Origin of the sequence: Nitratidesulfovibrio termitidis HI1 (genome assembly GCF_000504305.1) — a bacterium.
GTDB lineage: Bacteria > Desulfobacterota > Desulfovibrionia > Desulfovibrionales > Desulfovibrionaceae > Cupidesulfovibrio > Cupidesulfovibrio termitidis.
On the sequence record NZ_KI632512.1, the window covers coordinates 1 to 13,541 of the forward strand.

The 13,541-nt window shown below is 63.9% G+C and carries 11 protein-coding genes; 8 read left to right on the top strand and 3 right to left on the bottom strand.

Translation table 11 applies throughout. From position 1 onward, the window contains the following. Positions 1-503: 503 nt before the first annotated feature. The 3 genes from dnaA (at position 504) to DESTE_RS00015 (ending at position 4,838) form a co-directional block, all read left to right on the top strand. On the top strand, positions 504-2,000 hold the full coding sequence (gene dnaA, locus DESTE_RS00005) for a chromosomal replication initiator protein DnaA (RefSeq protein ID WP_035063739.1): 1,497 nt from the start codon (positions 504-506) through the stop codon (positions 1,998-2,000). Between the two features lie 236 nt (positions 2,001-2,236). Then, positions 2,237-2,791 (top strand): helix-turn-helix domain-containing protein, encoded by a 555-nt coding sequence (locus DESTE_RS00010; RefSeq protein ID WP_035063740.1) that lies wholly within the window; start codon positions 2,237-2,239, stop codon positions 2,789-2,791. Positions 2,792-3,164: 373 nt separating this feature from the next. Further along, entirely contained in the window at positions 3,165-4,838 is a 1,674-nt protein-coding gene (locus DESTE_RS00015) for an AMP-binding protein (protein WP_035063741.1), read from the top strand. 345 nt (positions 4,839-5,183) lie between these two features. Here the strand turns inward: DESTE_RS00015 and DESTE_RS00020 are convergent, their stop codons facing one another. The 3 genes from DESTE_RS00020 to DESTE_RS00030 all read right to left on the bottom strand — a co-directional run bounded on the left by DESTE_RS00020 (position 5,184) and on the right by DESTE_RS00030 (position 8,806). Continuing rightward, positions 5,184-6,932 carry a YcaO-like family protein gene (locus tag DESTE_RS00020; RefSeq protein WP_035063742.1) on the bottom strand — a complete coding sequence of 583 codons (1,749 nt, stop codon included), beginning with the start codon at positions 6,930-6,932 and terminating at the stop codon, positions 5,184-5,186. A gap of 67 nt (positions 6,933-6,999) precedes the next feature. Then, on the bottom strand, positions 7,000-7,809 hold the full coding sequence (locus DESTE_RS00025) for a class I SAM-dependent methyltransferase (protein ID WP_156925214.1): 810 nt from the start codon (positions 7,807-7,809) through the stop codon (positions 7,000-7,002). Positions 7,810-8,026: 217 nt separating this feature from the next. Next, a complete protein-coding gene (locus DESTE_RS00030; protein ID WP_035063743.1) occupies positions 8,027-8,806 on the bottom strand; it encodes an IclR family transcriptional regulator in 780 nt (259 codons plus the stop codon). Positions 8,807-9,039: 233 nt separating this feature from the next. Between DESTE_RS00030 and DESTE_RS00035 the strand changes: the two genes are divergently transcribed. The 5 genes from DESTE_RS00035 to DESTE_RS00055 all read left to right on the top strand — a co-directional run bounded on the left by DESTE_RS00035 (position 9,040) and on the right by DESTE_RS00055 (position 13,471). Next, on the top strand, positions 9,040-10,026 hold the full coding sequence (locus tag DESTE_RS00035) for a 2-keto-3-deoxygluconate permease (RefSeq protein ID WP_035063747.1): 987 nt from the start codon (positions 9,040-9,042) through the stop codon (positions 10,024-10,026). Positions 10,027-10,081: 55 nt separating this feature from the next. Continuing rightward, positions 10,082-10,369, top strand: a complete 288-nt coding sequence (locus DESTE_RS00040; RefSeq protein ID WP_035063748.1) for a UxaA family hydrolase — start codon at positions 10,082-10,084, stop codon at positions 10,367-10,369. A gap of 24 nt (positions 10,370-10,393) precedes the next feature. Further along, complete coding sequence (locus DESTE_RS00045) at positions 10,394-11,557, top strand: UxaA family hydrolase (RefSeq protein WP_035063750.1); 1,164 nt, start codon at positions 10,394-10,396, stop codon at positions 11,555-11,557. Positions 11,558-11,668: 111 nt separating this feature from the next. Further along, the gene (locus DESTE_RS00050) at positions 11,669-12,559 is read left to right on the top strand and encodes a fumarylacetoacetate hydrolase family protein (protein ID WP_035063753.1); all 891 of its coding nucleotides are present in this window, start codon (positions 11,669-11,671) and stop codon (positions 12,557-12,559) included. An 18-nt stretch (positions 12,560-12,577) separates the two neighbouring features. Beyond that, the gene (locus DESTE_RS00055) at positions 12,578-13,471 is read left to right on the top strand and encodes a dihydrodipicolinate synthase family protein (RefSeq protein WP_035063757.1); all 894 of its coding nucleotides are present in this window, start codon (positions 12,578-12,580) and stop codon (positions 13,469-13,471) included. Positions 13,472-13,541: the final 70 nt, after the last annotated feature.

A 13,541-nucleotide genomic window follows, 5' to 3' on the forward strand; every position in this document is an offset into this window, starting at 1 on the left:
GCACAGGCGGGCGGAAACGCACCTTGTGGGCGCCCTGCGCTGCAATATCCTGAAAGAAAAGATTATTTAACAGGGCTCCGGTGCGCCCGAGGCAGGGTTGTTTCCCGCCGTGCCTGCACGGTGTGGCCCTGTCGCGTTGTCGGGACACCGCGCCGTACGTGCCTGCACGGTGACGGGGCGTGCCCTGTGCCGTGAATTTGTTTCACGCGTCAGGTGCCGTGGTGGAAAAAAATAGATGCACGGGCAATTTTTGAGCGAAAAGCAAGAAAGTGTCTGTGGAAAAGTTTTTTCGTTGATGTGGAAAACAAGGGCTTCCAGCTGTGGAAAGTCTTGCCTGCCAAGGTGTGCGCAAAACGGCGGAATGACGCCATCGAGTGGTTAGATTCTGTGATTACAGTATGTTGGCTTGGAAAAAGTCTTGGGAAACAGGGCGCGTGTTCCGCATGACGACAGGCGCTTTTCCTCCATTGCAACCCGGCCACGAACTCCGTAAACCAAGCACCATGATTTCAATTTGGGGCCAAATTCAGAATATTCTAGAAAAGAGTCTCAATCCGGGGCTCTTCAAGGTCTGGATCTCGCCGTTGGCGGCAGAGATTCAGGACGACGTGCTGCGCCTGGTGGCTCCCAACGAATTCGTTGCGGCCTGGGTCCGCGACCGGCTGCTGGATGACATCGTGCAGGCGGCCACCACCGTGCTGGGCAGTGCCCCCACCGTGGTGGTGGATGCCGCGCCGCATGGCGCGGGCACCCTTTCGCCGCGTACGGGCCGTGCGGGTGCTTCCGCATCCGGCACCGTACCGGACGCGGCAGACGGCGCGCAGGCCATGCCCGTGCCCGCCGCCCAGATTTCCCCTGCCGTGCAGGCCGGTGCCGTGCGCTCCGCATCAGGCGCCGTCGCGCGTTCCGCCCACGCTGCCCAGATTTCGCAGTTGGGTCTGCCGCTGGACATGCCCGCCCCGAATCGCGCCCTGAACTGGCGCTTTTCGTTCGACTCGTTCGTGGTGGGGCCCAACAACGAGCTGGCCTACGCGGCCTCGCGCGGCATCTGCCGCGAGACCCTTTCTGCCGATACGCTGTTCCTCAGCTCCGGTCCGGGACTTGGCAAGACGCACCTGATGCAGGCCGTGGGCCGCGCCCTGTGCGACGTCAGCAACCGGGCCACGCCGCGCGTGGAGTATCTGACCGCCGAAGAATTCGCCACCCGGCTCATCGCCGCCCTGAAGGCGCGGGAAGTGGACCGCTTCAAGGCCCGCTACCGCGACGTGGACGTGCTGTTGCTGGAGGATGTCCACTTCCTGCAAGGCAAGGAACGCATGCAGGACGAGGTGCTGGCCACGGTGAAGGCGCTGAAGTCGCGCGGCAGCCGCGTGGTGCTGTCCAGTTCGTTCGCCGCGCGTGACCTCAAGAACCTGGATACCCAACTGGTTTCGCGCTTCTGCTCGGGCTTTCTCGCGCACATCGACAAGCCCGGCTTCGAAACGCGCCGTCGCATCCTGTGCGAAAAGGCCCGCCTGCACCAGGTGATGCTGCCCGACAACGTCACCGACCTGCTGGCCGACCACATCCGCACCGACGTGCGCCAGATCGAAAGCTGCCTGCACAACCTGGTGCTGAAGGCCAAGCTGCTGAACCGCCAGATTTCCATGGAGATGGCCTGGGAAGTGCTGGGCCACTATGCCCAGCAGGAAGTGGTCATGGACTTCGAGGGCATCGTGCGCAAGGTGTGCGAAGGCTTCGGCATTTCGCCCAAGCAGCTCAATTCGCGCAGCCGCAAGCGTGAATACGTGGTTGCCCGCAACTCCGTGTTCTACCTGGCCCGCAAGCACACCGACCTTTCGCTGAAGGAGATCGGCGACCGGTTCAGCCGCCGCCACTCCACGGTGCTGAAGGGCATCACCTCCATCGAGCGCGAAATGAGCCGCGAAACGCCGTTGGGCCGTCAGGTCACCAACACGCTGTCGCTCATCGAACGCAACGGTCGAATTACCTACCCCTGACCATGGGGGGGCCGCCGCGTACGCGGTCGGCAAGGCGTATGCCATTGCGGCGGCGCGGACCTCCCCGGTTCGCGCCGCCTTTCGTTTGCCAGGGGCCAGACCGCCAGCCTGCGGATGCCATTGGCATAGCGGCCTTTTCTTTTACGGCACGCTGGGGTATCGCAAAGCTTCCCCCAGCGATCGAGAGCGTCACTGCAATGTGCGGTGGCGTGGGAGCACAACAGGAGGACCGGACAATGCAGGAACCGCCCTACAAGGATATCGCGCCGCGCCTGGCCGGGCTGCGCGACGCCTGCGGCTTTTCGCGGCAGGAACTGGCGGCCAAGGTGGGCGTTGCCGAGGCAGACGTGGCCCGCTTCGAAACCGGCGAGGTGGAGATACCGGTGAGCTTTCTCACCGACGTGGCCCGTGAATGCGGCGTGGACCTGACCGCGCTGATCTCCGGCGGCGATGCCCATCTGCACGGCTACAGTCTGGTGCGCAAGGGCGAAGGCCTTTCGGTGCAGCGCCGCAAGGACTACGACTACTGGAACCTGGCCTCGCGCTTCACCAACCGGCGCATGGAGCCGTTTCTGGTGCGCGTGCCGCCCAAGGAAGAAAAGGACCTGGTGTTCAACTATCACCGGGGCCAGGAATTCATCTACATTCTGGAAGGCCGCCTGGAGATATGGCTGAACGACGCGCGGCACGTTCTGGGCGCGGGCGACAGCCTGTACTTCAGTTCGCGCATCCCGCACGCCCTGCGCGGCCTTGACGGCGCGGACGCGGTATTCCTCGACGTAATTAGCTAGGGCGTGTGTGCAAACAGTCCTTTTGCCCGCTGGCTTCGTCAAACTTCGCCTGCCATTTCAGTCAAATACGAGAAGAGTATGTTCCTTCATGGCAGGCTTGTTTTCCTCGCCAGCGAACAAAAGACTGGTTTGCAAACACGCCCTTAGGGCCGCCCTGGTGCGTTTTTGCCTGCTGGCCCCCCTTGCCAGCAAACGAAAAGTCTCACCATCCGGCGGTTCCCGGGAGTCGGCGCAGACGCGGCTTGATGTTTGAAGTCTGCCAGCCCTCCACGATTACGCCGCAGGAAAAAGCCCCCGCCGCCAATATGGGGGGCGCGCCGTACACGCCATCAGTCAACAAGCCCGCAAGGGACTGCTTCGCAGGAATGCACCCATGACCTACACGACAAAATTCACCGCCAGGGATTACAAGGACTTCTGCGCCACGTTCCACATCGACGCCCCGGACACCTTCAATTTCGCCTTCGACGTGCTGGACCCCATCGCGGCGGCTGACCCCGCCCGGTTGTGCATCGCCCACGTGGATGATGCGGGCGTGCGGCGCGACTACACCTTCGCCTGGATGGCCGAGGCCTCGGCCAAGCTGGCCAATGCCTTGCGCCTGCAGGGCATCCGCAAGGGCGACCGGGTGATGCTGGTGCTGTACCGGCGCATCGAGTTCTGGGTGTCCATGCTGGCCCTGCATCGTCTTGGCGCGGTGGCCATTCCCGCTCCGGCGCAGCTCACCCCCAAGGACATCGTGTTCCGCGTGGAGCGCGCCAGGACCCGGTGCGTCATCGTCGATCACTCCATCACCGATCGCGTGGAGGCCGCCCGGCCCGACTGTCCCGGCCTTGCCGTGTGCGTGCAGGTTGGCGGCGACGGGCTGCCGCGCGGCTGGGTGGACTACGACACCATCTTCACCCCGGCGGAGGCCCGGTTCCCACGCCCGGAAAGCCCGCTGGAGTTCGCGGGCGGCGAAGAGCCGTTGCTGATCTTCTTTTCGTCCGGCACCACGGGCATGCCCAAGATGGTGGAGCACGTGCACACCTACCCGCTGGGGCACCTGCTGACCGGCATGTACTGGCACGACCTGGTGCCCGGCGACCTGCACCTGACCCTGGCCGACACTGGCTGGGGCAAGGCCGTGTGGGGCAAGTTCTACGGCCAGTGGATGGCCGGGGCCTCGGTGTTCGTCTACGACTTCCGGGGCAAGTTCGACCCGGCGGCGTTGCTGGGCGTATTGGCCGACAATGCCGTGACCACCTTCTGCGCGCCGCCCACCGTGTACCGTTTTCTGGTCCGGCAGGACCTGTCCGCCTACGACCTGTCCAGGCTGCGCCACTGCACCACGGCGGGCGAACTGCTGAACGACAGCGTTTTCCACGACTGGAAGGCCGCCACCGGCCTTGAAATCCACGAAGGCTACGGCCAGACCGAAACCACCCTGCAAATCGCCACGCTGCCGTGCATGGCCCCCAAGGCGGGGTCCATCGGCCGCCCCATGCCCGGCTGGGACGTGGTGCTGCAGGATGCCGCAGGCAACGTCTGCCCCCCTGGCGAGGAAGGCGAAATCTGCGTGCGCGTGGCCGAGGGGCTGCCCGTGGGGCTGTTCCGGGGCTATCTGGAAGAGCCGGAAAAGACCGCCTCGGTCATGTTCGGCGGCTACTACCATACCGGTGACAAGGCCTGGATGGACGAGGATGGTTACTACTGGTTCCTGGGCCGCGTGGATGACCTGATCAAGAGCTCCGGCTACCGCATCGGACCGTTCGAGGTGGAAAGCGCCCTCGTGGCCCACCCCGCCGTGGTGGAGGCCGCCGTGACCGGCGTGCCCGACCCGCTGCGCGGCCAGGCCGTGAAGGCCACCGTGGTGCTGGCCGCAGGCTACACCGGGTCGGACGCACTGACCAAGGAGCTTCAGGACCACGTGAAGAAGGTGACCGCGCCGTACAAGTACCCGCGTATCATCGACTACGTGGCCGAATTGCCCAAGACCATCAGCGGCAAGATCAAGCGTGCCGAAATCCGCGAACGCGACCAGCAGGCCAGTGGGCCTGCCGCGTAGCGGGCTCTCGGTTTTTTGTACGCCAGTGGCGTTTAGGGGCTGGCTGCTTTTTTATAAGCCTCCGGCGGGCAGGGGGCTAACGCGCGTTGCGATCGCCATCCGTAATGCTCGAAGACTCGCATAACGGCTGCCGTCCCCTGCACCCCCTGTACGGTGAGAAAATAAAACGGGGAGAACGCGATTCGCGTTCTCCCCGTTCAGGTTTTGACGTTTGGCGTTGCGTCATTTTGTCCCCGAACTTCCCCCAATTAAAAAGTTTGGGAGGGTGGGGGTCCGGGGGAGGGAACCTTTTCCAAAAGGTTCCCTCCCCCGATTAGTTCTTCGTATTCCTTTCCATCTCAACTCTTAGGATGCTCGCAGTTCGTTGAGATGGGTGCGGGCGAAGTCGAGGGAGGGATCGATTTCCAGGGCGGCTTCCAGCAGGTGGGCTGCGGTATCGGCATCGCCAAGGAACTTGTGGCACAGCCCCAGGTTGGCGAGGTCGATGACGGACCCCTTGTCCAGGCGCAGCACGCTTTCGAAGTTGGCGGCGGCCTTGGCGTAGTCGCCCAGCTTGAAGTGGCACACGCCGCGCAGGTTGAAGTATTCCTTCATTTCCGGGCAGGCGGCCACGGCGCGGTCCAGGCCGGGCAGGGCGGCGGCCCAGTCCTGGGTCAGGGTGTGCACGTAGGCGCCGTAGAAGGCGGCAAGGCCGCGCGCATCGGCGTCGGGTTGCAGGGGTTCGCTGGTTTCGAACCAGTGGCGTGCTTCATCCAGGGCTTCGGCGCGCAGGGCCAGCATGCCCCGGAAAAACGGCACGAAGTGCGCGCCGGGGTACAGGTCCGCCAGCACCTCAAGGCCGCGCAGGGCGGTTTCGGCGTCGGCCTCCTCGCTCAGGATGCGGCCCACGAACAGGCCGATGGAGGCGTTCTTGTCCCGCTCGCGAAAGCGGAACCCCGGCACGATGTTGTAGTGGGTGGGCACGCCTACGTCGGGGTTTTTGGTGGAGATGGACAACAGGGTGTAGCCCTGCCGCGCGAGGCCGTCGGAGAGGGTGGTCAGTTCGCGCAGGATGTCGTCGGCTTCCACCGTGGGCAGCGAGGACAGCGGCGCCACGGGGCCGCGCCGCAGCCATTCGATGTCTTCCAGCCGTTCGTACTTGGGCAGGCCCGATGCCTCGTAGCAGGCCCCGGTGATGAAGTCGCCCGCGAGCTGGGCGATTTCGGTCAGGGCGCGCACGGCGGCCTTGATCGGGGTGGCGGCGGTGCCTGCGGTGTAGACGATTTCGGAACGCATCGGGAAGGTGGCCGGGTCCCAGGCCACCGCGCCCACGGTGGGCACGGGCAGGCCGAGGGAAAAGTCCTTCAGCACCACCTGCACGCCGTGCCGGGCAAAGCGGTCCAGCAGGTCGCGCAGCACGGCGTCGTCGGCAGTGGCTTCGGGCGAGATGTCGATGGTGGGCAGTTCGGGCATGGTCTGGTCGATGACGCAGCACACGTGGCGCTCCACCAGTTCGCAGGCGCCCTGGAGGATGGATTCCTCTTCGGTGTTGCCCGCCGACGAGCCGTTGAACTCGCCCAGCTTCTTGAACCAGTCCAGCGGCAACCACACCTCGCGGCCTTCGCTGCCGTGGCGCGGGATGACGGTGGCGGGGAAGAACTTCCAGCGGATCAGGTCCAGGGCGCGCACGGCGTCTTGCGGGGCGATGGGGTCGTGCACGGACTTGGCGATTTCCTCCACCGGCAGCAGCGCGTCGCCGAAGCGGGCCTGCGCCTCGCTCCAGGTGGCCTCGACCATGCCGGGCATGTCGCGCCAGAAGGTGAAGAAGCCGTAGCGCTCCATCAGTTCCATCAGGGCCGATGCCTCGGCCTGCTCCACGGACGCGCCCTTGCCCATCTGCTTGCGGGTGGGCATGACGCGCCTGGCGTCATCGCCGCACATGCTGAGAAACACGGGGATGCCCAGCCGGTCCACGTCCACGCGGCGCGTTTCGGCCAGGATGTCCACATCGAGGCTGGCAAGGCGCTGGCGCACGCGGCGCACGGTTTCCACGGGCGAGGTGGCCTTGTCCTGGTCCCGGGTATAGCCCTTGGGGCAGGGAGAGAGCTTGATCATGCGATGGTCCGTGAAAGGGTCGAGGTTGCGGATGCGGGCCGACTGGTGATCCGGTTGGCGGCTTTGGCTACGCGGGGGAGGCGGGGGCAGCGCCCGTGCGCTTGGGGGTAAGCCGGTGCACCAGGAACAGGCGGCGTTCTTCCTGCCCGTCGTCGCCGGTGGACTTGATGCCCACGGGCTGCTCTGCCACGTCGAAGTCGCGCCCGGCCAGCTTCAGGAAGTGGGCGGCCTTGCGGCGCTTGTCGGTGCACAGCATGGCCTGACCGCCGGGGGCCACGTGGCGGGCAAGGAACTTGGCCAGCGGACGGTGCAGGTCTTCCAGATACAGGATTTCGGCCCCGGCGATTACGTCGTAGCGGGCGTCGAGACGTGCGGCGGTGATGTCGCAACGGCGCACCTCCACCCGGTCGGCCAGGCCGTTGCGCAGCACGTTGATGCGCGCGAAGAGCAGGGCGTCGGCGTTGACGTCGGTGATGGTCACGCGGGCAAAGCCGTAGCGGGCGGCGATGAGCCCGGTGACGCCGCATCCCGCGCCCACTTCCAGCAGGCTCTTGCCCGCCGGGTCCAGCTTGCGCAGAAAGCGCCCCAGCAGGAACGAGGCAGGCCATATCTTGGCCCACAGGGGCAGGTCGCGCAGGGGATCCTTGATGGCATTGGTGGCGATGAGCCGGTCGAGGTGGCCGGTCATGTTGCGGATTTGCAGGATTTCCAGCGGCGCGTCGTCCACGGTGAGGGTTTCGAAACCTACTTCGTAGCGTTCGCGCGCCGTGGCCAGCAGGCGCTCCAGTTCGGCGGCATGTGATTCCGACGCGGGTGCGGATTCGGTGCTATGGGGGGCCGGGGTGTCCGGCCGTGGGGTGTCCTGTTGTTCGGTCATGGGCTGTCCTTGTACGAGCCAGTGTGACCCGGTGCGATCCGGTGTGCGGTAAGCCTGCCGTTGCGGTGCGCGCCGGGGCGAAACGCCGGGCAGGATCCGGTTCGCCGCGCGGGCAATGGGCCCGGCTTTGGCTGCGCGTCCGGAGTTCATGCCTCATGCGGGCAGGCAGCGCAAGCGAGGCGGCGGTAAGCACGCATTCGCGCCGCATTGTCGCCGATCAGTCCTGCGGCGGGCTCAGTCCTTCGTTGCGCTCGTCCATGGCCTCCTGAATCCTGCGCTGGGCAAGGCGCAGGTGCTCGGTAATGAGCGTGCGCTTTTCCGGCGTATTGCGAAACACGGGAAAGGATACGCTGAGCGCCGCGTTGATCACGCCGTGCTTGCGCAAGGGCAGGGCGAAGCACATCACATGCTCCGCCGATTCCCCGTCGTCCGTCGCGAAATCTCCGTCACGCACGGTCCCCAGCAATTCCACGAACCGATTCATGTCGCTGATTCCCCGAGGGGTGAGCACGGGCAGCCCGTCGGGGTACAGGCCCCGCAGCATTTCCGGGCTGTGGTCGCACAGCAGGGCCTTGCCCAGCGCGGTGCATGGAGCTGGCAGGCGCTTGCCCACGTGCGAGACCAGCCGGATTGGCTCGGGCGAATCCACCTTGCCGATGTACAGCACGTCTCCCCTGTCCAGAACGCCCAGCTGGCATATCTCCGAGCAGCCGTCCACGACCTGCCGCATGGTGTCCATCACGAAGCGTTGCAGCGGGTTGGCGTCGAGATAATTGGCGGCAAGGGCATAGGCGGCAACCCCCACCGAGTACTTTGCGCTGGTCTTGCCGAGCGAGACGAACCTTCTGCGTTGCAGGGTTTGCAGGATCGGCGAGATGGTGCTTTTGGGGGCATCGATGGCCGCAGCGATTTCCGTAAGTGTGAACCCGCCGGAGGCGGTGGCGAGACGCTCCAGAATATCAAGGACGCGTGCGGTCGGTCTGTGCTGCTGATCCATGCGGTTCCGGTTTCCTGTGGGTGAAGGGAAGGGGGCGTGGCGCCGTGCTGGAAAATGGCGCTTTTGTCCTTGACAGTTTTTTTCGACGGATGCTAGTCGGTGTCTATGTGGTTCGTAAATGCGAACTTAATTCGTATATACGAACAGCAGGGATAGGGGTGCATCGACTGGGGCCATGCCCGTCCGCCGTCGAGCCGGGCGGTATTCGTATCCTCAATCAGGAGCAATGTTTCATGATCTTGAACTTTCTCAACAGGGTGCCAGCTGGGATGATGGTTGTCCCCATGCTGCTGGGGGCGGTTCTGAACACCTTCTTTCCCGAGGTTCTCAAGCTGGGGTCGTTGACGACGGCCACCTTCTCAAGCGTGGGTGCAGCCACCGCCATCGGGATCCAGCTTGTCTGCCTTGGTTCCACTCTCCACCTGAAGGCCATGCCCGCGGTGCTCAAGCGCGGCGGCGTGCTGCTGCTTTCCAAGTTTGCCATCGGCGCGGCCATAGGCATTGCCGTCGGCAAGATTTTCGGCATGGAAGGCATTCTGGGGCTGACCACGCTTTCCATCATCAGTTCCGTCACGAACAGCAACGGCAGCCTGTACCTGGCGCTGGCCAGCAACTACGGCGACGACGCGGACATTGGCGCCATGCCGCTTCTGGCGCTGAACGACGGCCCCTTCCTGACCCTGATCGCGCTGGGCGCGTCTGGCCTTGCGGATATTCCCCTGCTGGCGCTGCTGGCGGCGGTCGGTCCCGTGCTTGTGGGCATGTTGCTGGGCAATCTGGACAAGAAGTTCTCCGCGTTCATCGCGCCGGCGGGGGCCATCATGATTCCTTTCGTGGGCATGTGCCTTGGCGCCGGCATGAATCTGCGGAACATCGTGGCCGGTGGATACCAGGGCATCCTGCTTGGGGCCATCTGCTGCCTTGTCGGCGGTTCGTTCATCGTCCTGTGCGACCGCCTCATCAGTCGGCGTCCCGGCTATGCCGGATGGGCGGTGGCGTCCACGGCGGGCAATGCGGTCGCCGTTCCCATGGCCGTGGCGCTCATCGACTCCACCTGGCAACCCTATGTGGAGGTGGCTACGGTCCAGGTTGCCGCTTCTGCCGTGCTGACGGCACTGGTGGTGCCCTTTATCACCGACTGGTGGGTGAAGCGTTTTGGCAGCCCCAGATTTCCCCTTGCGTCCTCCGCGCCTGCGCAAGCCCTGCGGGAAGCCGCATAACCGTGCATTCTTCATACATGAAACGAATCAGGACGCACATTGAACGGAGCAAGGCATGAACAACGCAGTACTCATTGATGAACGGGACGATGTGGTCGTCGCCATAGAGCCGATCTCGAAGGGCGAAGAGGTGGTCTACCTGCCCAAGGCGGGAGATCCCGAGCGGTTCACGGCGGCCGATGACATCACCATCTACCACAAGGTCGCCCGGCGGCGCATTACCAAAGGGACCAAGGTCTCGAAGTATGGCGAGCATATCGGCGAAGCCCTGTGCGACATCGGGGTGGGCAGCCATGTGCATGAGCACAACGTGGAAGGCGTGAGAGAAAACCTCGACATCTAGCCGCCGCAAGGCGGGAGGACAGATATGGCGACATTCTGGGGATACAAGCGACCGGATGGCCGTGTCGGCATCCGCAACCACATTCTCATCCTGCCGGCCAGCGTGTGCGCCTCGGACACCACGCGCATCATCGCGGGGCAGGTCAACGGGGCGGTCACCTTCAACAACCAGAATGGTTGTTCGCAGGTGGCCAGCGACCAGCAGTTCACCATGGATGTCATGGCGGGCTACGCGGCAAACCCCAACGTGTACGGCGTGATTGTCGTTTCGCTGGGCTGCGAGAACTGCCAGATGGATCTGGTGGTGGATGCCATTCGCGAGCGCACCAACAAGCCCATGACCACCTTCATCATTCAGCAGGAGGGCGGCACCCTGAAGACCATCGAGCGGGCCGTGCGCGCGGCCAAGCAGATGGCCCAGGACGCAAGCCTGTTGCGCCGCGAGGAATTCCCCTTCTCCGAACTGATTCTCGGCACGGAATGCGGCGGCAGCGATCCGACCAGCGGCCTTGCCGCCAACCCGCTCATCGGGGAGTTGAGCGACCGGCTGGTGGCGCTTGGCGGTACGTCCATCCTCAGCGAAACCACCGAACTCATCGGCGCGGAACACATCCTGGCCCGCAGGGCCAGGGACACGCAGGTGAAGGACCGCCTGTACGAGATCATCTACCGCTACGAGAAGGCCCTGAAGCTCGTGGGCGAAGAAGTGCGCGAGGGCAATCCCTCGCCGGGCAACAAGGCCGGTGGCCTGACGACGCTGGAAGAAAAATCGCTGGGCTGCATCCACAAGGGCGGGCACAGCGTCATCAACGCCGTCTACGACTATGCCAAGCAGGTTACCGAGAAAGGGTTGGTGATCATGGACACCCCCGGAAATGATCCTTCCTCGGTGGCGGGCATGGTGGCGGGCGGCTGTCAGGTGGTGGTGTTCAGCACCGGTCGGGGCACGCCTACCGGCAACCCCATCGTACCGGTGATCAAGGTCACCGGCAACAAGCTGACCTTCGCGGCCATGGAGGACAACATCGACTTCAACGCCAGCCCGGTCATCTATGGCGCCGAAAGCATGGAGTCCCTGACGGACAGGTTTTTCGAGATGCTGCTGGAAACGGCCAACGGCAAGCAGACCAAGGCCGAGTCGCTCGGCTATACCGAAATGGCCATAGCTCGCGTCTGCAACTACGTGTAGCAACGCCCGGGGTGGCATGCATGGCGGCCCGGTTCCGGCCGGGCCGCCTTTCCCGCCCCGCAAGGCAGGGATGCCATACAAAAACTGAACCTTCGGGAGGGCGGAACCGGCATGCGCTTCGTCACGTTTCAGCAGGTCGGCAAGGAGCCGCGCCCCGGCCTGTTGCTGGGAGATGCCGTGGTTGACCTGGCCGCCTGTGGCGCCAACGCCGACTTCGCGGACATGAACGCCGTCATTCGCGGCATTTCCGAAGAACAACTTGCCGTTCTCGGGCAGGTGTGCACAGGCAGGCGGCGACCCCACGCAATCATCCCGCTTGCCGATGCGCGCCTGTGCGCCCCCATCATGCGCCCGTTACACGACATGCTATGTGTGGGAGTCAACTATCGCGCGCATCTTGAGGAAACCATACGGCATTTCGACGCGACATTCCCGGAGCCGGAACGGCCGGTCTTCTTCACCAAGCGGGCCTTGCGCGTGACCGGCCCGGACGAGCCGCTGGAGGCCCATGCGGAACTGGACGTCCAACTCGACTACGAGGTCGAACTGGCGGTGGTGCTGGGCAAAGGCGGCAGGGACATTGCCCCGGAGCGCGTGGCGGAGCACATCTTTGGCTATACCATCGTCAACGATGTCTCGGCGCGCGCCCTGCAACGGATACATGGTCAATGGTTCAGGGGAAAGAGCCTGGACGGGTTCGCCGCGATGGGGCCGTGCATCGTGCATGCGGGGTCCATGCCCTTTCCGCCGCTGCTGGGAGTGCGCAGCCGGGTGAATGGTGAACTTCGGCAGGATTCGTGTACCTCGCGCTTCCTTGTCGACATCCCGCATCTGGTGGCGGAACTGTCTCTGGGCATGACCCTGGAGGCAGGCGACATCATCGCCACGGGCACGCCGTCAGGCGTGGGCATGGGCTTTGATCCGCCGCGCTACATGCAAAGCGGCGACGTTGTGGAATGCGAGATAGATGCCATCGGCATCCTGAGAAATACAATCCATTAGAGAGGGAGTAGGCAGACAATGAAGGCACAGTTCATGACCCCCGTGGTGACCGCGTTAACCGTTGACGGCGGTATTGATGTGGACGGCAACAAGGCGGTTTACGACCACCTGATACAAGGGGGCATAGACGGCATCGTGGTGCTGGGCAGCACCGGCGAGTTCTTTGCTCTGTCCATGGCGCAACAGAAGCGGCTCATCGAGCTTGCGGCGGGGCACATAGCCGGACGTACGCGCCTGCTGGTCGGAACCAGCCGGATGGACCCTGCGGAAAGTGTGGAACTTGCGAACTTTGCAATGGAAAAAGGCGCCGATGGCGTCATGATCATCAGTCCATACTACTTTTCCCTGACGGAGCAGAGCGTCGAGGCATATTACAGCGCCATTGCCGCCAATACCGAGGCAAGAATCTACCTGTACAACTTCCCTGACAGGACGGGGTATTCCCTTTCCCCGGAGACGGTGCTGCGCCTTGCCCGGAAGCATGCCAACATCGTGGGCATCAAGGATACGGTGCTGGACATGTGGCACACCAGCGCCATCATTCGCACAGTCACCCCGGAATTTCCGGATTTTGAAGTGTATTGCGGGTTCGACAACAACTTCGCGCACAACATCATGTCCGGCGGTGCGGGATGCATTGGAGGCCTGTCGAATCTTGTTCCTGAAGTGTGCTCGGCGTGGGCGCGTGCCTGCGAGGCGGATGACATGGAGAAGGTGCGCGATATGCAGCGATATATCGACGACATGATGTCACTTTACAATATCAGTGTGCCGTTCATTCCCACCGTGAAAAAGGCCATGATGCTGCGTGGCGTGAAGCTGCAGGAGCACTGCACGCCGCCGCTGCTGCCGATAACCGAGGCGCAGGTCGCGTCCCTTCGGTCGCTGCTTGCCACGTTGAAGATTGCCTGACGCATGTCGCACGGGCCGGAATGCCACCGCGTTCCGGCCCGTGTTGCGGATGGTGGGGCAGGACGCCTGC